Source organism: Ancylobacter sp. Lp-2 (assembly GCF_020523795.1).
Lineage (GTDB): Bacteria > Pseudomonadota > Alphaproteobacteria > Rhizobiales > Xanthobacteraceae > Ancylobacter.
Genome location: NZ_JAJALI010000002.1, coordinates 792,071 through 811,691, shown reverse-complemented (window position 1 = coordinate 811,691; position 19,621 = coordinate 792,071). Strand labels below are relative to the sequence as shown.

The window sequence follows — 19,621 nt, the reverse complement described above, 5'->3', positions numbered from 1 at the left end:
ACGCCATCGCCCGCCTCGGCGGCTCAACCTGCGCGACCATCCGCGACCGCTTCGACATGCCGACCCCGACGCTCGCCGAATGGTCGGCGCTGACAAAGTAGAGCGAGAATGTCGGGTAGCTCGTTGCATCGTTTAGAGGGAGACCTTTCCGGTAGCGCCAAGAGCAGGAATTGGCACGCCATCCCGAAGCAGACATTTCAACTACTCGGACCTCTTCCTAACCGCGTCACTGATACGCGAGATATTCGGCATCTGACCGCGTAACCCGTGACGCTCCAGGACGGATGGACGGACCGGGTTCGCTCGGTCCCGAGCTGCTCTAGCCGATCTATTCGATCGCGGTCACGAGAGGGGGAATCTCCCGCTCGAAGAAGTCGGAAAAGGTGGCGATGCGCGGCGGCAGCTTCTGATAGGGCGGATAGTAGAGCGTGAGCCAGAACTCCGGCGACGACCATTCCGGCAGAACCGGGACCAGGCGTCCCGCCTGCAAATGCTCGGCGACGATGAAGACCGGAAGCAGGGCGACACCGGCCCCGTTCACGGCAAGACTGGCCAATACCTCTCCATTATTGGAACTGACCGCTCGCCCCGCCGAGATCGTCGCGGTGGAGCCGCCATCCGTCAGCTCCCATGTCTCGCGATGGCTGCCGGCATCGTAGGCGAGGCACGCATCGGGAGACAACTCGTTGGGGTGGCGGGCGGTGGTGGGGGGGGCGTGCCAGGCGCGGCCACGAGGATGCGCCTGATGGCGCAGATCTTGCGCCAGATGGTGAACTTTTCGGATGGCACGCCCGAAATGCGGATCGCCAGATCGAACCCCTCGTCGACCACGTCGATCAATTTGTCAGTGAGCGTGATCTCGACGTCGATCCTGGGATAGAGCTCACGGAACCCGCACAGGATATGCGGCAGCAGGCGCTGGCCGAACGACATGGGCGCATTGATCCATAGCCTGCCTTCGTCCGCCTTGTACGCGTTGATCAGCTCGGTGCGCGCCGCGTCCAGCGCCTGCACGACCGGAGCGATCCGCGCGGCGAATATGGCACCGTCTCCCGTCAGTGCGACCTGCCGTGTGGTGCGGACGAAGAGCTGCACGCCGAGCTCGGCCTCGAGCACGGCGATGGTCCGCGTGACCGAGGCGGGGGTCGTATCGATCTCGCGGGCCGCCTGAGCGAAATTCCGCTTTTCGGCGGCGAGAAGGAAGGTGCGGAGGGCCTTGAGCGCGGCGCGGCCGCGAGGAGGCGGACGCGTGCTCAACGAAATCGACGGTCGCAACCAGGACACCGCCTCTCTCGGAGAGGCGCTGAAGCTGCCAGCCCACCAAGAGCCTTATCGCGCCCGGATCGAAGGGCAGCACGCGCCGCTTGCCGGCTAAGGCCCGCCCTTCCCACCGCCCTCTGCGCGCAATCTGGAGCTTCCGCGATGAGTCAGCTTCAACCCTATCTCATTTCCCTCGCTGCCGGTCTCGGGATCGGCGCGGTCTACGGCCTTCTCGCGGTGCGCTCGCCGGCGCCGCCGATCATCGCCCTTTTCGGGCTGCTCGGCATGCTGGCGGGAGAGGCCGCCGTGCAATGGCTGAGGGGACACGCCAACGTCGTGCAGTCCTGCTTGCACGAAAAATCCTTCGCGCTTCATCGCTCCGGCGGGGCGACGAAGGATGCCGACGCTGCCTGACGCGCCCGGCTCATCTTGCCATCCCTCAACAGGAAACGCCCATGTCCAGCAAGCTCGAAGTGCTCACGCGCAGAAAAGCCAACTCATCTTCATCGATCAGCAGCCGCAGATGGCTTTCGGCGTCCAATCGATCGACCCCCAGGTGCTGAAGAACAACGTTGTCGGTCTCGCCAAACCACCGCGTATCAGCGGACAAACATGAGGTTCTGCATCCTCGTGCTACTCGACCTTGTGGATCGAGGAGGCGGCAGTGACCACATCTCCAATCTGATCGATGTCATCCCGAAGAGGCCAAATTCGGGCCACGTCGAGTACTCGGTCGTCGTCTTCCTGAAGCTGATGCTGAAAGGGAACGTCACCTTCCTCGAGTGGCCGCAAAGCCCGATCAACTACGCCGGGTCGGCCCTCCGGCCCGCGGCGGGGTCGCGGTAGCTGCGGCTGCATCCGCAGGGCAATGTGCCGCCGATGCACTCCCGACCTTAATGGCTGAAACCTCGCCTCCATCAGAAATCCGGGACCTGGTTGCTACGCTTCTCGCGCAGAAGGCGCAGACGCACGAACTCGGCACAATGATCTTGCCGAAGGCGATCTCGCGCTTTGTCGACGCCGAATTCGATGCGGCCATCCGCCCCTTTGGCCAAGACCGGAACAGGCGAAGATCGGGTGGGGGCTCCGACGCGACGGCGACCTATTCGGCCGCCAGCCCTTCCGCGTCGTGCGCCTGCGCGGTCGGCAGTCGGACTTCGAACACCGCGCCTCCATGCTCGCCGTTTCGGCCCAGCAGCGAGCCGCCGTAGGCCTCGACGATGGTGCGGCAGATGGCGAGGCCGATGCCCATTCCCTCGCGCTTAGTCGTGAAGAAGGGGTTGAACAGCTTCGAGAGATTCTCCGGGGAGATGCCGCTGCCGTGGTCGCTCACCGACAGAAGCAGCAGTTCCGGCCCCTCGGCGCGCAGGCTTATCTCGAGCTGGCGCGCGTCTTCCGCCGTGTCGGCCATCGCGTGCATGCCGTTGGTCATCAGATTGATGATCACCTGCTGCAGCTCCACGCGATCGGCGATGACCGCCGCATCGTCCGATCCGAGATCGAGCCGCACCCGCGTGCCGGTCGCGAGCAGTTCGCGGTCGAGCAGGCTGACCGCCTCCTCGGCCACTTTCCGCAGATCGACCGGCTCGGGTTGCCGACGCGCCTGCCGCAGCTGCTCGCGGGTGCGCTGTATGATGTCGCTGGCCCGCACGCCGTCCTTCACCGCTCGTTCGGCGGCGCGTGTCGCGGCGTCCAGATCGGGTGGGTCGCGCTGAAGCCAGCGGACACAGGCCTGTACGCTCATCACCATGGCGCCGATCGGCTGGTTCAGCTCATGCGCGATGGAGGCGGAGATCGCCCCGACGGTGGAGATGCGTCCGACCCGCGCCAGTTCCTGCTGGGCGGCGGCCAATGTCTCGCGCGCCGCCTCGCGCTCGGTGATGTCGAGCATGGCGCCGCTCACCCGGCGGAACGACGCATCGTCGTCGGGCAAGGTCATCACCAGCATGACCGTGAGATCACGCCCGTCGAGTGCGCGCAACCGGATCTGGGTTTCCACATGGCCCGATCGATTGCGGATCGCCGCGACGAGCGGCTCCAGCAGCGTGTCGGAGTTGATCAGGAAGCGTTCGATGGGCCCGAGCACCGAGGCGCGGGTGGGGCTAGCCAGAAGCCGCGCTGTCGCCTCGTTCACATCGACAAGGTGCACGAGCTCGGCGAGCTTATCGAGCGACGTTCTCTCGCGAGGCGTATCGCGCCCGCTGCCTGCGCGGCTGTTCGGCGCCTCCAGCGCTTCCTTCAGATCGGTGAGATCCATCTCGCAGAGCGAAACATGCGCCTGCTCGAACAGCGACCGGTATCGGCTCTCGCTCCGGGCCAGTGCCCCGAGCGTGCGCTTGCGCGCGCTGAAGTCGAACGCGATCAGGCTGAGGCCCCCTGTGATGGCAAGATAGAAGCCGACCGCGGCCAGCCCGCTTCCTTCCGCCAGCGCCTGCGAAATCAACGGCGAGAAGGCGCCGCCGATGATGCCGCCGAAATTGAACGCCACAGAGGTGCCGGAATAGCGGATCCGCGGAGGAAACAGCTCGGGCAGCCACGCGGCGAGAGGGCCGTTGACGAACCCCATGACGAACAGTGAGAAGGACAGGAACAGGAAGATGATCGTGAGCGAGCCGCTGCCCATCATGGGCGACAGCAGGATGCCGGAGAGAATGGTCCCGGCGCAGCCGACGATCAGGATGTTCTCTGGGCTGAAGCGATCCGACAGCCAGCTGGCCAGCACGATGCTGGCGCCCATGAACAGGATGGCCCCGAGCTCGATGAGCAGGAAGGCCGAGCGCGGATAGCCGAGGACGGACGTGCCGTAGCCGAGAGCGAAGGCGGTCGCCGTGTAGTAGAGCGAAAAGCACGCGACGACGCCGAACGTGCCGGCAACGACCTGGTGCGGGTGGGTGCGCAGCAGTTCGAGCAGCGGGACGCGCGGGGGCGGCGCTTCGGCGAGCGCCGCGGCGAACTCCATCGTCTCCACCAGGTTGAGCCTCACCCACAGGCCGATCCCGATCAGCGGGATGCTGGCCAGGAAGGGCACCCGCCAGCCCCAGTCGCGAAACTCCTCGACCGAGAGGACCAGCGTGAGGATGAGGAACAGGCCGTTGGCGATGATGAAGCCGATCGGGGCACCGAGCGGCGCGAACATCGCGTAGCGGGCGCGCCAGCCGGGCGGTGCGTTCTCCAGGGCGAGAAGCGTCGCGCCCGTCCATTCGCCGCCCAGCGCCAGCCCCTGGCCGAAACGCAGCAGGCATAGCAGCAGCGGCGCCAGCCATCCCACCAGTTCGTAGGTGGGCAGCAGGCCGATGGCGGCGGTCGAGCCGCCCATCAGCAGAAGCGAGGCCACCAATGTCGTCTTGCGGCCGATACGGTCACCGAAATGACCGAACACCGCGCCTCCGAGCGGCCGCGCGATAAACGCGATGCCGAAGCTCGCATAGGCGCCGATCAGTTCCATCGAGGGCACCGATGCCGGGAAGAACAGCGGTCCGAAGATCAGGCTCGCCGCCGTGGCGTAGATGTAGAAGTCGTAGAACTCCACCGCCGTGCCGACGAGGCTGGCGAACAGCACGCGCGCCGACTTCTGGCGGGAGCTTCCCGACCCGGCGCTGCTCATGCCGTGCCGATAGTGCTGGCGCGGAGCGGAATGCTCGTGTGCTCGCGAGGTGCCGGCTCGTCGTCTCCGGTGGAATGGTCGAAAAGCACGGCGGGAGGCTCCAGATCGCGCAGATATTCCGTTGTCTATCGGCGTAGATCCACGATGTCTACCGTTGCTATATTTCAGATATGTCTGAATTTGATGTCTATATGTCCGAAATTGATCGTTTTGACCTATATTTACTGCGGAAATGTCCTTTCCTGAACCTAAAAGAAGCATGGCGTGTTTCGTGGGTTCGGCGTAAGGGTGGCCGGTCACACTGGTCCCATCTATGAAAAAGCCGACGAACCCAGCGCCCAACCAGACCCCTCTTGTTCTCGTCGTCGATGATGACGAGGGCATTCGCCATGGCCTTTCCGACATCCTCGACTCGGTGGGACTGGAGGCGATGGCGTTCAGTTCCACGACTGAGCTTCTGGAGGCGCAACTGCCGGATCGTCCGGGCTGCCTCGTCCTCGATGTGCGTCTGCCGGGGGCGAGCGGGCTCGATCTTCAGACCAAGTTGAACGCGATGGGCAATCGCATGCCGATCATCTTCATGACCGGCTATGGGGACATCCCGATGTCCGTGCGGGCGATGAAGGCCGGCGCCACGGACTTTCTCACCAAGCCGTTCCGCGACCAGGAAATGCTCGACGCGGTGACGGTGGCCATCGAGCGGGACACTGCCCGGCGAGCCGAAAAGGCGGCGACCGTGGGGATCGTCGAGCTCTCGGCCGCCCTCACGCCCCGCGAGGTGGAGGTGATGCGCCTCGTGGTGGCGGGCCTCCTCAACAAGCAGATCGCCCACGAGCTTGGCGTGAGCGAAATCACCGTGAAAATTCACCGGGGCAATGTCATGCGAAAGATGAAGGCGACATCCGTGGCCGATCTCGTTCGCAAGGCGGAACTCATCAGGCTGGCGTCAGACGCCTAGGCAGCCCCCATGCGTGCCCCGCCTCGGGGGCTGCCTTAGCGACGGTATTATTGTGCCGTAAACTATCGTATAGTTACGAGGTGCCGGCCACTGCTCCATTTAGTGGGAGGAAATATTCTCAAGGCCTGGGAGCGTTGGCCGTGACGGTCAAACCGAGATCCGTAGCGATCGTCGATGATGACGAAGCATTCCTCGACGCTACGACGTCATTCCTCCAATCTCTTGGCTACAAGACCCATTCCTACGCTTCGGCGGAGGCGTTTCTGGAGTCTGCCCCGCAGGATGAAATCTCGTGCCTGCTCACGGACGTGAACATGCCAGGGATGAGCGGACTGGAACTTCAGGCGATTATTCGCGCGCGTCACCCGACCATGCATATCATCGTGATGACGGCTCTCGGTGACGAAACAGTGCGCCGCCGTGCGATGGCCGGCGGTGCGGCCTGCCTGCTGCGCAAGCCGATTCTCGCCGAGGCGCTGATACGCTGCCTGGGCGAGTAGGCCCACCCGCCGGTCTCGATGCCGCACGAATGTCGGTCGCTCGCCCCGAATGGGGGCACATCGCGCGCTTTCAGGCGAAGCTGCTCTGGCGATCCTGGACGATGCGGCGACGGACGACCTGCGGGGACTGGCCGAACGAGCGCACGAAGGCGCGGCGCATACGTTCGCGGTCGGCAAATCCGGTGATCTGCGCGATCTCGTCGAGCGGAAAGCGCCCTTCCTCCATGAGCAGGCGGGCCGCTTCGAGGCGGAGCGTCTCTATCACCTTCGCAGGGGTCTGCCCGGTCTCGTTGCGGAACAGCCGGCTGAACTGGCGGACGCTGAGATTGGCGCATTGCGCGAGTTCCTCGATCGAGAGGTCCTTCGCCAGGTTCTCCTTCGCGTAGGCCAGCACCCGACGAATCCGGTCCGTTTTCGGCTCGACTTCCACCAGGGTCGAGAACTGGGACTGGCCGCCGGGACGACGGAGATAAAGCACCATGCGGCGGGCCGTCGTGCGCGCGATTTCCTGGCCGAAATCGTCCTCCACGAGTGCCAGCGCCATGTCCATGGCCGAACTCATGCCGGCGGAGGTCCAGAACCCGCCATCGTTGATGAAGATGCGATCGGCATCGACCCTAATCGCGGGAAACTCGGCCTGCAGGCGGGCGGCATGCGCCCAGTGCGTGGTCGCCCGCCGTCCGTTCAGCAGGCCGGCTTCCGCCAGCGCGAAGGCGCCGGTGCAGACGCCCGCGATCCGGCGGGAGCGCCCAACGGCCCGGTTCAGATAGTCGAGATGCCCGGGTGATGTCGGTCCCATCGCCAGCGAGCCGATCGTCACCGTGGTGTCGTGGAAGCTTGCGGGGAACGGCTTGGTCTCGATCGAAAATCCGAGGGAGTTGCGTACCGGGCCCCCGTGCTCGGAGATGACGTGGACGTCGTAGCCGGGATATTCCAGCACGCGGTTGGCCATCTCGAACACCGAGAGTGCCGCGAGCCCCATGACCTGGAACCCCTCGGCGACCAGCAACCCGATACTGATAAGCTTACGCATGATGGCTTCGATCTGATCCTCGGTCCGTACCATTCCTTCGTTCCATGCAGCGCGGTGGAACGCAAATCCGTCGCAGAGGAGCGGCCTCCAGGGACGGTGGAGCACGGGGGGCACGACATGCCGAGGCATGGCGCGCCTTGTGGAGAGGGAACCCTGCACGGCGGTCGCACCGTGCAGGGAGCTGTCAGAAGCCCTCGAGGACGATCTTGCCCTTGGCCTTGCCGCTTTCGAGCCATGCATGGGCCTTCGCGAGGTTCCCGGCATTGATCGGGCGGAGGATCTCCGTGACCGTCGTGCGGATCTTTCCCTCGTCGACCAGCCGAGCCACCGCGTCGAGCAGCTTGCCCTGTTCGGCCATGTCGCCCGTCTGGAAAAGCGAGCGGGTGAACATGAACTCCCAATGCGTCGACACCGCCTTGCGCTTGAAGGACATGATATCGAGCGTGTCAGGGTCGTCGATCAGCCCGAACCGCCCCTGGGGCGCGATCAGCTCGACGATGTCCTTGAAGTGCCGGTGGGTTTCGGTCGTCGAGAACACGAAGGCCGGCGCGCCGATGCCGAGTGCCGCCACCTGCTCGGCGAGAGGCTTGCCGTGGTCGACGACGTGGTGAGCCCCGAGTTCCTTGACCCAGCTCTGGGTCTCCGGCCGCGACGCGGTGGCGATCACCGTCACGTCGGTCAGCGCCCGCACCAGCTGGATGGCGATCGAGCCGACGCCACCGGCGCCGCCGATGATGAGCACCGCGTTTGCTGCCCCCGGCACCGGCTTGCGGATATCGAGACGGTCGAACAGCATCTCCCAGGCGGTGATCGCCGTGAGCGGCAGCGCGGCGGCTTCGGCGTGGGACAGTGAAGCCGGCTTGTGGCCGACGATGCGTTCGTCGACGAGGTGGAACTGGCTGTTGGCGCCGGCGCGGGCGATGGAGCCGGCATAGTAGACCTCATCGCCCGGCTTGAAGGCGCTCACCGCCTCGCCGACTTCCGCCACGCGGCCGACGGCGTCCCAGCCGAGCACCTTCCACTCGCCGGCTGGCGGCGCGGCGCCGAGCCGCACCTTGGTGTCGACCGGATTGACCGAGATGGCCCGGACCTCGACCAGAAGGTCGCGTCCCGTTGCTTTCGGGCGTTCCAGCTCGATGTCGACCAGCGCGGACTCGCGATCGATGGGGCCGGGCTGCTGATAGCCGATTGCTTTCATCTTCATCTCCTGAGGATCGTGGATTGGCCGGAGGGCCGAGTTGCGCTCACGGCCGGGTGCCGAGCGGCAGGCGGAACAGCCTGATGGGCCAGCGAATCTGCGAGGCGCCGCCGTTGAACAGGGCGGCGCGATCGATCTGCGGCACCGGCAGCCACAAGACGTGGTCGGTGTCGATGAAGGGGGCGTCGACCCAGTGCAGTTCCGGCGAGACGAGAAGCGTCGTCACCGTGCCATCCGCCGCGCGCTTGCGAAGGGCATTGGCGGCGAGATCGGCGAAATAGAGATCGCCGTTCGAATCCATCGCCGTCCCGCCGACCGGCGGCAGGTTGGCCCAGGGCTCGACCTTTGCGGCGAGTTCGTCCGGCGACAGCGAGGCATCGTCCAGAAAGCGCGTCTCGATGCGCGACCACGGCCCTTCCAGCGGCCCGTAGTGGAGCCATCTGCCATCCGGCGAGACTTCGAGCGGATCGCTATGGACGTAGAGGGGCTTTCCGTCGGGACCCGTCAAGGGCCGGCCGTCGAGGAAGATGTCTCGATCCGGACGCGCCGTCACCGACCCGTGGCCTTCCAGGACCCGGCGGGTCGAGCCGTCACGCAGGTCGAGCACGATCAGCCCCGGCCTGCCGGCGTCGGTGAGATAGGCATGGTCGCCGTTGAAGCGGATGTCGTCGATATAGCTGCCGGCAAGCGCCGCCGCCGGCCCGAGCGGAATCACCCGGTCGACGCTATCGGTCGCGAGGTCGATCCGCACCAGCTTGGCGGCGCCCGGCAGCGGATCGCCGCCGAATTCCGGCGAGCCGGTATCGACCGCCCAAAGCCCACCCTTGCCGTCGAGATGTATGGCGTTCACGTTGACGAAAGCGGTGCCGTTGTCGGCGCCGGGTGTCCAGCCGTTCCATTGCGGCGACAGATAGGGCCGGGCGTTCCCATGCCCGTCGATGAGGGCGAGCGACGGGCCTTTCGAGCCGGTCCAGCGCGGGCCCGCCACGAAGACCCGACCATGATCCACCGCGACGGCGTTCCAGATCATGTCGTGGCTTTCGGCGGCGATCTCGATGTCGGTCGTAGTCGCCGTCGCTCCCGCTATCGCGGTGCCGGCGGTCAGGATCATCGTGGCGGCCGAAAGCGTGGTTATCCAGTTCATCTCAGGTGCCTTGAACGTCCTTGGAGGAGGGGCCGCCCGGCATCGGGCGGAGCGGCGAGGGGGGCGGCACCTGCCGATGAGGGCGATCACGATGCATGCGGTAGCAGCGGGATGCCTCGGTCCGACAGGACGTAGATGCCATCATTCCGGCCACGCGATTGCAGATGGGCTGTGGCCCCCTACATTCGCGGTGAGCCACTCCGGAGAGGAAGCATGAAAGTCGGTCTGGTCCTGTGCCCGGAGTTCCAACCCATCTGCTTCGGCGCGGTGGCGGCCTTCGACATCGCCAACAAGCAGGCGGGCCGGAAGCTGTACGACGTTCGGATCCTGTCGGAGCAAGGCGGGCTGATCGCCGCCTCGTCCGGCATGCAGGTGATGACGGATGCCTTCGACACCAGCGCCTATGACACGCTGCTCGTCGCGGCGGGGCTGGAGATACCGACCTCGTCGCCGGGGCTGATCCGGCTCCTGCGTGCTGCGGCGCGCGATACCCGGCGCGTCGCCGCCATCTGCCTCGGCTCGTTCGTGCTGGGCGATGCGGGCCTGCTGAACGGCCGGCGCGCCACCACCCATTGGCGCTATGCGCAGGCCCTGCGGGATCGCTTTCCCAGCTGCCGCGTCGACATGGACAAGATCTTCATCGCCGATGGTCCGATCTGGACGTCGGCCGGCATGACGGCCGGCACCGATCTCGTCGTCGGCATGATCGAGCGCGACCATGGAGCGGAGGTCGCGCGCTCGGTCGCTAAGGGCATGGTGATGTATCACCGCCGCTCGGGCGGACAATCCCAGCATTCCACTCTCTTGGATCTTAGCCCGCAGGAGGACCGGGTCCAGGCGGCGCTCAACCATGCGCGGCGGAATCTCGCCGACGAACTGACCATCGAGGATCTGGCCGGCGTCGCCTGCCTGAGCCCGCGCCAATTCAGCCGCCTGTTCCGGACGGAGACCGGCACGACGCCGGCCAAGGCCGTCGAGGCGCTGCGGGTGGAGGCCGCGCGGCTGATGCTGGAGCAGAGCCGGTTGCCCATCGAGGTGATCGCCCGCGAAGTGGGCTTCGCGAACCGGGAGCGCATGCGGCTGTCCTTCCTCCGGGTGCTCGGCGAGGTGCCGAGGGCGATCCGCAGCGAGGCCGGGCCTGTCGCCGCGCTCTAGGCGCCCGGCTAGCCGAGGCGGATGTTGGACAGGTCGATCGAGACCACCAGCGGGTCCCGGCTGAAGCTGCCGTCGGGCTGGCGGGCGAAGATGCGCCGTCTGGTCGGGAACTTGATGCCGGACACCTCCTCATAGTTCGAGACGAGGTGGGCGCCGGGCGTGTTGCCGGCGATCTCGACATCGTAGTCGTGACGCTTGAGCAGCCCGTCGCCGTCGAAATAGAGCGTCTGCACGGGGCTGTGCGTCGCGATGTTCGCCGGGAACCGCACCGCGAGACGGCGCCAGTCGCCCCCCTCGGTCTGCCAGGGTTCGAGCTCCTCGCTCTCCACGCCCGGCCATGCCAGCACGAACGGCACGTTGAGATAGGTCCACATGGCGCAGCCGGCGAAGTAGGCGAGCTGCAGCTCGTTCCAGGGCGTCTGCAGCGTATGGCCCGCGAAGCTCGCCCGGGGCTGGAGCAACTCGTCGAGCGCTGTGCCGTCGTCCGCCTCGAGAGCGACCCGGCCGGGGGTGAAGCGCGAACGTCGGCCATCCGCTCCAAATGGCGCGTGTGATGCCCATTCCTCTTTGAGCCCGACGGTCACAGTGGTCCGCTCCAGAGTGTGGGGCTGTCCCTTCAGCTCCCACAGCACGCCGCCCTGGACGAGGTCCGCGGAAACGTTGTCGAACTGCCGCCAGCGCTGGAGGCCGCCATGCGCCTCGATGGCAAGGTCCTTAAGTCGGGTCATGCTGCTCTCCTTGGGGGCCCGCGAAATGGCGGGCGGCCGCGGAGGAAGCCTAGGCGGCGCCCCGGGCGGCACTGAACGACATAGATGCCTTGTTTCAGGCCGTGTTCGGTGCGGCTGGGATGGAACATGGCAGCTGGGCCGCGTCATTCCCGATCTTCTTACGGGCTGACCAAGTGAAGAAAGCAAAGAGGTTCAGAACTGGCGAGCGGAAGGGCCGAGGATTTTCTGAAAGGGTCTGGGATTCCCGGCGACTTTAACGGTCGGTTTCGGGAATGACCGCTTTTCACTCCGGCCTGCATCCTCGACAGGATGGCCGGAAACATGGCTTTGCTGACCTTCGTCGCAGCGCGGCGGTGATGTTCAATCGGGGTGTCAGGTGCCTTCGATTTCCGATGGCACCTCATCGATCATCACCCTGTTCGCAATCGCGGGAGCTCCCATGCCGAGCCAGTCGGACACCTACCTCGCCGTACAGGCCGTCGCGCCGGGCCGGCTCGAATTGACGCGCAAGCCGCTCGTCGCCCCGGCAAGCGGGCAAGTGCGGCTGCGCGTTCAGGCCTGCGGCGTCTGCCATTCCGATGCTGGGACGGTCGAAGGCGCGTTTCCCATCGCCTGGCCGCGCGTGCCCGGCCATGAGGCGGTGGGCGTGATCGATGCGATCGGCGACAATGTCGAGGGCTGGACGCTCGGGCAGCGCGTCGGCGTCGGCTTCCTCGGCGGCAGCTGCGGCCATTGCGAGGAGTGCCGCAGGGGCGACCTCGTCAATTGCCGGAACCAGGAATTCACCGGCGTCCACCATGATGGTGGCTACGCGCAGTACATGCTGGCGCGGGCCAGCGGGCTGGTGTCGGTCCCCGACAGCCTCTCATCCGAAGACGCCGCGCCGCTGCTCTGCGCCGGCCTCACCACCTTCAGCGCCTTGCGCAACTCGCCGGCCCGCGCCGGCGATCTCGTTGCCATTATCGGCATTGGCGGGTTGGGGCACCTCGCGGTGCAGTTCGCGCGACGCATGGGCTTCGAGGTCGTCGCCATCGGCCGTGGGCCCGACAAGGGAGGGCTCGCGGAAAAGCTCGGCGCGCATCACTATGTCGACAGCTCGACCATCGCGATCGCCGAGGCGTTGCAGAAGCTGGGCGGCGCCCAGTTCGTGGTCGCGACGGCGTCCGGCGGCACAGTGGTCGCGGAGGCGGTGAGGGGGCTTCGGCCGCGCGGTCGGATCATCGCGCTGGGGGCGAGCCCCGAGCCGGTCGAGGTGTCGACGGCGGACCTGCTGTTCGGCGGGCGATCCATAGAGGGGGCGCTGACCGGCGACCCGGCGACGGCCGATGCCACGCTGCGCTTCAGCTCGCTCGCCGGGGTTGCCGCCATGATCGAAACCATGCCGCTGGAACAGGCCCCTGAGGCCTATCGGAAGATGATGTCGGGCCAGGCCCGCTTCCGCATCGTCCTCACCATGTGACCGCGCGCGCCTCCTAACCCGTCATCACGTCGAGCCACCCGGCTCGCGAAGGACCGACCATGTCACTTGAATCCGCAAAAACCGAATTCCTCGGCATCGACGATGTGCGCTTCGCCTTCAGACGCCTTGGCCCCGCAACCGGAACGCCGCTCGTCCTGCTGCAGCATTTCACCGGCACGATGGATGCCTGGGATCCGGCCGTGGTGAACGCTCTTGCTCAGACCCGCCCGGTCATCGTCTTCGACAATCTCGGTGTCGGCGCCTCGACCGGCCGGACGCCCGATACAGTGGAGCAGATGGCGGCCGATGCCGCGACTTTCATCCGGGGCCTCGGCCTTGCGCGGGTCGATCTTCTCGGCTTCTCGCTCGGCGGCATGCTGGCCCAGCTCCTCGCCGTGCAGCATCCCGACCTGATCGGCAAGCTCATCATCGCCGGTGCGGCGCCGCGTGGCGGCGAGGAGCATCTGCTGGCCGTCGTCGAGGACGCCTTCGCCCAAGGCGCGCCGGATGTGCGGCTGCCGCTGTTCTTCACGCCCTCCGAGGCGAGCCAGCACGCCGGCCGCGCCTTCGTCGTCCGCGCCACCGCCCGCACGCAGGATCGTGATCCGGAGAGCGGCGACGACGTCAGCGAGCCGCAGGCGAAGGCGATCATCGGCTGGTGCGCAAGCAAGGACGAGGGCGAGGCGACGCTGCGCTCCATCGGGCAGCCCACTCTGATTGTGCATGGCAGCGACGACACCATGTTTCCCAGCATCAACGCCTACAACACGTTCAAGGCGATGCCGAACGCCGAGCTCATCCTCTATCCGGACTCCGGGCACGGCGCGCTGTTCCAGTACCCGGAGAGGTTCGTCGCCCATTGCCGCACCTTCCTGGACGCGTGAGGGACCGACACATGCACGATCTCCAGCAGCAGGTAATCGAGGCCCATGGCGGCCTGGAACGTTTCCGTCGGTTTTCCGTCCTGACGGCGCGGCTTCATCAGTTCGGCATTCTCTGGGACCTGAAGGGCAAGCCGGACGTGCTCGCCCATGCCAATGTCCGGGTGAACCTCCTCAAGGAGGAGGTGTCGCACTGGCCGTTCCACCCGACGGCGAACCGCTCGCGCTTCACGCCGGACGAGGTGAGCATCGAGACGCCCGACGGCACCGTCGTCGAGAGGTTGGAGCAGCCGCGCGCGAGCTTCGCCGGCTTCGCGATGGAGACCCATTGGAGCGACCCGCAGCTCGCCTATTTCGCAGGCTACACGATGTGGACCTATCTGACCTCGCCGTTCATCCTCGCCCAGCCGGGCGTGGTGGCCGAGGAGATCGCGCCGTGGTCGGAAAAGGGCGAGGTCTGGCGAAGGTTGCGTGTGATTTTCCCCGCGACCATCGCGACTCATAGCCGGGAACAGACCCTGTATGTCGGCCCGGACGGCCTGATCCGCCGCCACGACTACGAGGTGGAGATCCAGGGCAACAACGCGGCGGCGCGCTATCTCCTGGCTTACGTCGATGTCGAGGGCATTCTGCTGCCTTCTGGCTTCAGGGTTTTCCCAAGGCAGCCGGACAACATGCCGGTGCCGGAGCCGCTGATCGTCGGCGTCGATATCGCCGATTACCGCTTCGCGTGAGCAAGGGTCGCGGGCCACGAACGGGCGCGCGACCCGGCCAACTTTGCAGGAAGGAGCTACTGATGCCTCTCCCCCAAACCACATCGCGGCAGATCGCCGTCGAACATGTCCGCATCCCCTGTGCGCGCCCTTTCGCCGACGTGCGCGCGGCGCTGGCGGCAGCCCTGCCGGAGCTGGATGCGAACGTCGTCGCCTCGCTGAGCCGCGGGGACCGGGCCGCCATCGACGAGCACGAGGCACACGGCCCCAAGCTTTTCATCTTCCTCGAACGTGACCACGGAGCCCTGCTCGCGATCGCGGGAGGCAAGAAGAACGCGATCCAGTACGAGATCGGCAATCCGATCACCGCCTCGAGGATGACCCGCCATCACCTCGGCGCGGCACTCTACGCGCCGCTGCGCGTCGCGCTGTACGAGACCGAAGGCGGCGAGGTGCTGTTCGAATATGATCGGCCGTCGTCGCTGTTCGGCCAGTTCGGGAACGATGACGTCCAGCAAGTGGGCCTCTATCTCGATCGGGAACTCGAGGCGGTGCTGCTCGCAGCGGCCGGCACATCGGCGCCAAATGAGGACGCGGTGTTGTAGCCGTTCGCCCCAACAGCGGACGCTGGGCGTCCGTCCGAAAGCCGACACTCTGGACCGGGGGCGGCCGACTGCGACAGCGATCTGCCCGCACCCCGTAGTTGGTGGCCGGCGGGCAAGAACATTATGGGCCGTAGACTGCCCGGCAGATCTCTTGCGGAAAGCGCCCGCCGCCGGACATGCCCTCGAGTGCCGTATTGGTGAAAGCGACGACACTGAGCTTCTCTGTGGGATCGACGAACCAGGAGTGGCCATAGGCACCGCCCCATCGCCAGGTGCCAGGAGTTTCCGGGGTGCCCGCCTCGGCTGCATCCTTCAGGATCGAGAACCCGAGACCGTAACCCCAGCCCGGCCAGCCGACGATGGGATGGCTGCCGGTCTGGACGCGTGTCATTTCCGCGACCAGCTCCGGCGGCAACAGCGAGCCACCTCCGCGGCGCAACGTCTCCAGCAGGCGTAAGCTCTCGTCGGCCGTACCGATCATGCCGGCGCCGCCCGACGGGAAGGCGTCGGCGTCGAAGGCCCTTGCCGGGTCCATGATTATATCGGCAAGGCCTTCCAGCATCGGGATGCGATCGGGCCCGCGCATGCGGCGCGGTTCGGGCTGATCATCGACGTAGGCCGCGGTGAGCCTCGCAGAGTCACAAACGCTGAAGCCCGTATCGTTGAGACCGAGCGGCCGGGTGATCAGCGCACGAACAGCGTCCGGCAACGACGCGCCGAACACCGAAGCCACGACCGCGCCGAGTACATCGATCGACAACGAATAGGTCCAGGCCGTGCCCGGCGCGAACAGCAACGGGACGGAAGCCAGGCGGCGCAGATTCTCGTCGAGCGAGATATCGAGCCTGTCCATGCCGTCCGAGACGCCGGCGCGATGATAAGGGCCGTCCTCCGGCTCCAGGAAGCCATAACTCAGACCGGCGGTGTGAGACAGCAGATGCCGGGGCGTGATTGTCGCGAGCTCGCCGCCGGGCAGCGTGGGGCGGAAGGCGGGCAGCCACGTCGTGATCGGCTCGTCGAGCGAAAGCCGTCCTTGCGCCACGAGCGCCATTGCCGCCACCGACACGAACAGCTTCGAGACCGAGGCCAGCCGGAACAAGGCATCCTCCCGCATCGGTCGGTTCATCTCGCGATCCGCCATGCCCATGGCACCGCGATAGATGACCTCGCCATCGCGAGCGACCAGCACCACGGCACCGACGATGCGCTTTTGGGCGATCGCCTGCGCGATGGCCGCGTCGAGACGCACTCCCATCGCCTGCACGGAGGTAGGGCTGTAGACAGGGGTCGGCGTAAGCGCGTGCATGGGTGAATCCTTCATGACGGTCGATGGAGCGGCGGATCGATCAGGCAGATGGAAAGCCATGGCGTCGCGCCGCGTTGGCGATGAGGAGCACTGGAACCAGAAGTGCGATCAGCGCCCATGGGAAAGCCGTGACGCCGAATGCGTCGAGCAGCACACCCCCGATCAACCCGCCGCCGGCAATGGCCGTGTTCCAGGCCGTGACCAGCATCGATTGCGCCAGATCGGCGGCATCGCCAGCGGCTTCGGCGAGTGCCGTCTGGAACAGGGTCGCGGCGCCGCCGAAAGCGAGGCCCCAGACCGCGACGGCGACGAGAACCGATCCCGGCTCGGCGCTCCAGAGACCGAGAGAAAGGCTGGCGCCGAGGAACAGGACCGTGCTCGCGAGAACGAGGCTGCGCAAATGCCGGTCGATCAGCAGGCCGGTCAGCGCGATGCCGCCGAGCGCGGCGGCGCCGAAGGCGAAGAGAACGAGATCGACGCGCGGTGTCAGGCCTGCTGAGGCGAGGAACGGCGCGATGTAGGTGTAGAGAATGTTGTGCGCCAGCACGAAGAGCAGCGTCACCAGCAGGATTGGTCGTACGCCCGGCAGCCGGAAGACCTGACGAAACCCCGCCCGTCGTTCCGCTGGTTGACCGGCGAAATCCGGCACCTGCCAGAGCACCCATACGATCAGCAACAGTGTCATAAAGCTCATGCCGAGGAAGGTCATTCGCCAACCCAGCACGGCGCCGATGAAGGTTCCTGCCGGGATGCCGAGAGACAGCGCCAGCGGCGTTCCCACCATGGCGATCGCAATAGCACGGCCCTTGAGATGCTCCGGCGCCATGCGTGCGGCATAGCCCGCGACCAGGGCCCAGAGCAGCCCGGCCGAGACGCCGGCGATGAAGCGGGCGACGAGCGTCAGGGTGTAGTCCGTCGACAGCGCTGTCGACGTATTCGCTACAGCGAAGCCCGCGATCGCGCAGAGCAGCAGCGGACGTCGACGCAAGCCTTGCGTCGCGGCCGTCAGCGGGATCGCAGCCAGGAGCGAGCCGACCGCATAGGCGGTGACGAGCTGGCCGACGAGCGCGGGCGAAACATCGAGATCGGCACTCATCTGCGGCAGGAGTCCGGCCGGCAGTGCCTCGGTCAGGATGGTGATGAACGCCGCCGTCGCCAGCGCCAGCAGGCCCGAAATCGGCAACTTTGCGGCTGCGTGCGGGCTGGGCGCCGTGTCGGCGCAAACAATCGTCTCGGTCGTCATGATTCCCGCCAATCCTCGGTTCGAACGAGACGAACGCTAGGCGCACCTGCGAGGCGGAGAAATGCTCTTGAGATCCGGTCTTTAAGGACTTAATGATCCGCAATCGGAGGTATGAAGATGATCGACCGGATGGCGGGGATCAGCGCCTTCCTGCAGGCGGCCGAGACGCGCAGCTTCGTGGCGGCCGGGCGCCAGCTCGGTGTGTCGGCTTCGGCGATCGGCAAGGCGGTGGCGCGGCTGGAGGAACGGCTCGGCGTCAGGTTGTTTCACCGCTCGACCCGCTCGATCACGCTGACCCCTGAAGGCAGCCTGTTCCGCGACCGCTGTCGCAAGATCGTCTGCGAGATCGAGGCAGCCGAGCTCGAACTTTCGCAGACGCGCGAGGCGCCGCGCGGCAAGCTCCGGGTGAGCCTGCCCTTGATCGGCATGCTGATGATGCCGGCGGTGATGGCCTTCATGCGTGCGTACCCCGAGATCGAGCTCGATCTCGACTTCACCGACAGGCTGGTCGACGTGATCGACGAGGGGTTCGATGCCGTGATCCGCACCGGCGAGGCGCAGGATTCCCGCCTGATGACGCGCAGGCTCGGCACCTTTTCGCACCGTATCGTCGCCTCTCCGGACTATCTCGCCGCCAGGGGCACGCCGCTAAACCCGGAGGATCTGGCACAGCACGCCTGCCACCATCACCGTTTTCCCTCGACAGGAAAGCTGGAGCGTTGGCCGCTGCGGCGGGACGGAGGCGAGATCGTGATCGATCTGCCGGTCACCAGCGTCGCCAGCACCCTGGAACCACAAATCTTCCTGGCTGAGGAAGGCTTCGGCCTCGCCTGCCTACCCCTGTTCGCCGTGCGCCGGCAGTTGGAGCGGGGAACGCTGGTCAGCGTGCTCGACGCGTACATCGCCGATGTCGGTGCCTTCCACATCCTCTGGCCGGCGAGCCGTCATACCTCGCCCAAGATCGCTGCCTTCGTCGCCTTCATGGCCAAGACGCTCTTCGCCGACCCGCCACCTGTGTCGCGCAGGGGCTGATCTCGAACGCTCGACCCCGAGACCTGCGCGCCCGCCCCCCTTCGCCGGGCGTGGTCCGTCATCGATCTTGGCTCCTCCTTTGAGGAAGACGGTGGGCCTTTGACGACGGGGACGGTACGATAAGGCAGCCTTGCTTTCCCTGAGCGTCAATTGCGGACCTCTTGCCCTCGCCATACAGCGGACGTCCATCCGTCCTTAGCAGGTCGGGAAATCCGACGTCTCTCGGCCTGCGCTGTAGCACGCTGCGAGCGCGCGCCGCGCTTGCTGCCCCAGGAACTGGAGCGCAGCGCTCTTTCCGTTCCCATGATGCCGATCACGCACAGCGGCGAACCATATGCCGTGTGAAAATCCACGCGGCATACCGCGCGCTCACGCTTCTTCGAAACTCTGACCTGATGATACTCAGCCCGGAATACGTGCGATGACCTTGATCTCGAAGTCGAACCCCGCAAGCCAGTTGACGCCGATCGCGGTCCAGTTCGGATAGGGCGCTTCCGGGAAGACGTCGCTCTTGACCTTCATGACCGTACCGAACTGATTTTCGGGGTCGGTATGAAAGGTCGTCACGTCGACAACATCGTCAAGCCCACATCCACCCGCTTGCAGGGTCGCTTCGAGATTGACGAACGCTAGACGGACCTGAGCCTCAAAGTCCGGCTCGGGGGCGCCATCGCTGCGACTGCCTACCTGACCGGACACGAACAGGAGGTCATCTGATCTGATCGCTGCCGAATAGGTCTGTGACGTGTAGAGGTCATGTCGACCGGTGGGAAAAACGGCGTCACGCTGGGCCATATGGCTG

Annotated in this window: 18 protein-coding genes and 3 pseudogenes; 12 read left to right on the top strand and 9 right to left on the bottom strand. The window is 66.0% G+C overall.

What is annotated here, in order from left to right; translation table 11 throughout:
* Positions 1–328 precede the first annotated feature (328 nt).
* Positions 329–1,257 (bottom strand): annotated as a pseudogene (locus LGR54_RS08350) (LysR substrate-binding domain-containing protein).
* 13 nt (positions 1,258–1,270) lie between these two features.
* Here LGR54_RS08350 and LGR54_RS25720 point away from each other — a divergent pair.
* From LGR54_RS25720 to LGR54_RS08335, 4 genes and pseudogenes are all read left to right on the top strand, one after another.
* A pseudogene (locus LGR54_RS25720) lies at positions 1,271–1,375 on the top strand (ring-cleaving dioxygenase); the annotation flags it as partial.
* A 47-nt stretch (positions 1,376–1,422) separates the two neighbouring features.
* The gene (locus LGR54_RS08345) at positions 1,423–1,674 is read left to right on the top strand and encodes a DUF1427 family protein (RefSeq protein ID WP_230361466.1); all 252 of its coding nucleotides are present in this window, start codon (positions 1,423–1,425) and stop codon (positions 1,672–1,674) included.
* 41 nt (positions 1,675–1,715) lie between these two features.
* Positions 1,716–1,861: pseudogene (locus LGR54_RS08340) on the top strand (hydrolase); the annotation flags it as partial.
* Positions 1,862–1,872: 11 nt separating this feature from the next.
* Positions 1,873–2,106: a nucleotidyltransferase domain-containing protein gene (locus tag LGR54_RS08335; protein ID WP_230361465.1), complete on the top strand. Its 234-nt coding sequence runs from the start codon at positions 1,873–1,875 to the stop codon at positions 2,104–2,106.
* 256 nt (positions 2,107–2,362) lie between these two features.
* On the opposite strand, the gene LGR54_RS08330 is transcribed toward LGR54_RS08335, so the two are convergent.
* Entirely contained in the window at positions 2,363–5,125 is a 2,763-nt protein-coding gene (locus LGR54_RS08330) for an MFS transporter (protein ID WP_230361464.1), read from the bottom strand.
* A 52-nt stretch (positions 5,126–5,177) separates the two neighbouring features.
* On the opposite strand from LGR54_RS08330, the gene LGR54_RS08325 reads away from it, so the two are divergent.
* Together LGR54_RS08325 and LGR54_RS08320 are read left to right on the top strand one after the other, a co-directional pair.
* The gene (locus LGR54_RS08325; protein WP_230361463.1) at positions 5,178–5,822 is read left to right on the top strand and encodes a response regulator transcription factor; all 645 of its coding nucleotides are present in this window, start codon (positions 5,178–5,180) and stop codon (positions 5,820–5,822) included.
* A 140-nt stretch (positions 5,823–5,962) separates the two neighbouring features.
* A complete protein-coding gene (locus tag LGR54_RS08320; RefSeq protein ID WP_230361462.1) occupies positions 5,963–6,322 on the top strand; it encodes a response regulator in 360 nt (119 codons plus the stop codon).
* Between the two features lie 70 nt (positions 6,323–6,392).
* Here LGR54_RS08320 and LGR54_RS08315 read toward each other — a convergent pair whose 3' ends face one another.
* The 3 genes from LGR54_RS08315 to LGR54_RS08305 all read right to left on the bottom strand — a co-directional run bounded on the left by LGR54_RS08315 (position 6,393) and on the right by LGR54_RS08305 (position 9,697).
* Complete coding sequence (locus LGR54_RS08315) at positions 6,393–7,355, bottom strand: GlxA family transcriptional regulator (RefSeq protein WP_230361513.1); 963 nt, start codon at positions 7,353–7,355, stop codon at positions 6,393–6,395.
* A gap of 184 nt (positions 7,356–7,539) precedes the next feature.
* Positions 7,540–8,553 carry a zinc-binding alcohol dehydrogenase family protein gene (locus tag LGR54_RS08310; protein ID WP_230361461.1) on the bottom strand — a complete coding sequence of 338 codons (1,014 nt, stop codon included), beginning with the start codon at positions 8,551–8,553 and terminating at the stop codon, positions 7,540–7,542.
* Positions 8,554–8,599: 46 nt separating this feature from the next.
* Positions 8,600–9,697 (bottom strand): major royal jelly family protein, encoded by a 1,098-nt coding sequence (locus LGR54_RS08305; RefSeq protein WP_230361460.1) that lies wholly within the window; start codon positions 9,695–9,697, stop codon positions 8,600–8,602.
* A gap of 213 nt (positions 9,698–9,910) precedes the next feature.
* Between LGR54_RS08305 and LGR54_RS08300 the strand changes: the two genes are divergently transcribed.
* Positions 9,911–10,852, top strand: coding sequence for a GlxA family transcriptional regulator (locus LGR54_RS08300; RefSeq protein ID WP_230361459.1), 942 nt, complete (start codon positions 9,911–9,913; stop codon positions 10,850–10,852).
* 8 nt (positions 10,853–10,860) lie between these two features.
* On the opposite strand, the gene LGR54_RS08295 is transcribed toward LGR54_RS08300, so the two are convergent.
* Positions 10,861–11,580: a hypothetical protein gene (locus LGR54_RS08295; RefSeq protein ID WP_230361458.1), complete on the bottom strand. Its 720-nt coding sequence runs from the start codon at positions 11,578–11,580 to the stop codon at positions 10,861–10,863.
* 439 nt (positions 11,581–12,019) lie between these two features.
* Between LGR54_RS08295 and LGR54_RS08290 the strand changes: the two genes are divergently transcribed.
* From LGR54_RS08290 to LGR54_RS08275, 4 genes are all read left to right on the top strand, one after another.
* Complete coding sequence (locus LGR54_RS08290) at positions 12,020–13,039, top strand: alcohol dehydrogenase (RefSeq protein WP_230361457.1); 1,020 nt, start codon at positions 12,020–12,022, stop codon at positions 13,037–13,039.
* Between the two features lie 59 nt (positions 13,040–13,098).
* Positions 13,099–13,923 carry an alpha/beta fold hydrolase gene (locus LGR54_RS08285; RefSeq protein ID WP_230361456.1) on the top strand — a complete coding sequence of 275 codons (825 nt, stop codon included), beginning with the start codon at positions 13,099–13,101 and terminating at the stop codon, positions 13,921–13,923.
* Positions 13,924–13,934: 11 nt separating this feature from the next.
* Positions 13,935–14,654 carry a hypothetical protein gene (locus LGR54_RS08280; RefSeq protein WP_230361455.1) on the top strand — a complete coding sequence of 240 codons (720 nt, stop codon included), beginning with the start codon at positions 13,935–13,937 and terminating at the stop codon, positions 14,652–14,654.
* 62 nt (positions 14,655–14,716) lie between these two features.
* Positions 14,717–15,238 carry a DUF302 domain-containing protein gene (locus tag LGR54_RS08275; protein WP_230361454.1) on the top strand — a complete coding sequence of 174 codons (522 nt, stop codon included), beginning with the start codon at positions 14,717–14,719 and terminating at the stop codon, positions 15,236–15,238.
* 121 nt (positions 15,239–15,359) lie between these two features.
* Here LGR54_RS08275 and LGR54_RS08270 read toward each other — a convergent pair whose 3' ends face one another.
* Both LGR54_RS08270 and LGR54_RS08265 read right to left on the bottom strand, forming a co-directional pair.
* Complete coding sequence (locus tag LGR54_RS08270) at positions 15,360–16,544, bottom strand: serine hydrolase domain-containing protein (protein WP_370638166.1); 1,185 nt, start codon at positions 16,542–16,544, stop codon at positions 15,360–15,362.
* Positions 16,545–16,584: 40 nt separating this feature from the next.
* Positions 16,585–17,787, bottom strand: coding sequence for an MFS transporter (locus LGR54_RS08265; protein ID WP_230361453.1), 1,203 nt, complete (start codon positions 17,785–17,787; stop codon positions 16,585–16,587).
* A gap of 120 nt (positions 17,788–17,907) precedes the next feature.
* Between LGR54_RS08265 and LGR54_RS08260 the strand changes: the two genes are divergently transcribed.
* A complete protein-coding gene (locus LGR54_RS08260) occupies positions 17,908–18,819 on the top strand; it encodes a LysR substrate-binding domain-containing protein (RefSeq protein WP_230361511.1) in 912 nt (303 codons plus the stop codon).
* Positions 18,820–19,221: 402 nt separating this feature from the next.
* On the opposite strand, the gene LGR54_RS08255 is transcribed toward LGR54_RS08260, so the two are convergent.
* Positions 19,222–19,614, bottom strand: a complete 393-nt coding sequence (locus tag LGR54_RS08255; protein ID WP_230361452.1) for a RidA family protein — start codon at positions 19,612–19,614, stop codon at positions 19,222–19,224.
* Between the last annotated feature and the right edge of the window lie 7 nt (positions 19,615–19,621).

Bases quoted from the DNA above. Each gene is read 5' to 3' on its own strand.
- LGR54_RS08345 (WP_230361466.1), top strand. From the start codon at position 1,423: ATGAGTCAGCTTCAACCCTATCTCATTTCCCTCGCTGCCGGTCTCGGG.
- LGR54_RS08270 (WP_370638166.1), bottom strand. From the start codon at position 16,544: ATGCACGCGCTTACGCCGACCCCTGTCTACAGCCCTACCTCCGTGCAG.
- LGR54_RS08325 (WP_230361463.1), top strand. From the start codon at position 5,178: ATGAAAAAGCCGACGAACCCAGCGCCCAACCAGACCCCTCTTGTTCTC.
- LGR54_RS08335 (WP_230361465.1), top strand. From the start codon at position 1,873: ATGAGGTTCTGCATCCTCGTGCTACTCGACCTTGTGGATCGAGGAGGC.
- LGR54_RS08310 (WP_230361461.1), bottom strand. From the start codon at position 8,553: ATGAAAGCAATCGGCTATCAGCAGCCCGGCCCCATCGATCGCGAGTCC.
- LGR54_RS08275 (WP_230361454.1), top strand. From the start codon at position 14,717: ATGCCTCTCCCCCAAACCACATCGCGGCAGATCGCCGTCGAACATGTC.
- LGR54_RS08280 (WP_230361455.1), top strand. From the start codon at position 13,935: ATGCACGATCTCCAGCAGCAGGTAATCGAGGCCCATGGCGGCCTGGAA.
- LGR54_RS08295 (WP_230361458.1), bottom strand. From the start codon at position 11,580: ATGACCCGACTTAAGGACCTTGCCATCGAGGCGCATGGCGGCCTCCAG.
- LGR54_RS08265 (WP_230361453.1), bottom strand. From the start codon at position 17,787: ATGACGACCGAGACGATTGTTTGCGCCGACACGGCGCCCAGCCCGCAC.
- LGR54_RS08290 (WP_230361457.1), top strand. From the start codon at position 12,020: ATGCCGAGCCAGTCGGACACCTACCTCGCCGTACAGGCCGTCGCGCCG.
- LGR54_RS08255 (WP_230361452.1), bottom strand. From the start codon at position 19,614: ATGGCCCAGCGTGACGCCGTTTTTCCCACCGGTCGACATGACCTCTAC.
- LGR54_RS08285 (WP_230361456.1), top strand. From the start codon at position 13,099: ATGTCACTTGAATCCGCAAAAACCGAATTCCTCGGCATCGACGATGTG.
- LGR54_RS08315 (WP_230361513.1), bottom strand. From the start codon at position 7,355: ATGCGTAAGCTTATCAGTATCGGGTTGCTGGTCGCCGAGGGGTTCCAG.
- LGR54_RS08330 (WP_230361464.1), bottom strand. From the start codon at position 5,125: ATGCTTCTTTTAGGTTCAGGAAAGGACATTTCCGCAGTAAATATAGGT.
- LGR54_RS08300 (WP_230361459.1), top strand. From the start codon at position 9,911: ATGAAAGTCGGTCTGGTCCTGTGCCCGGAGTTCCAACCCATCTGCTTC.
- LGR54_RS08305 (WP_230361460.1), bottom strand. From the start codon at position 9,697: ATGAACTGGATAACCACGCTTTCGGCCGCCACGATGATCCTGACCGCC.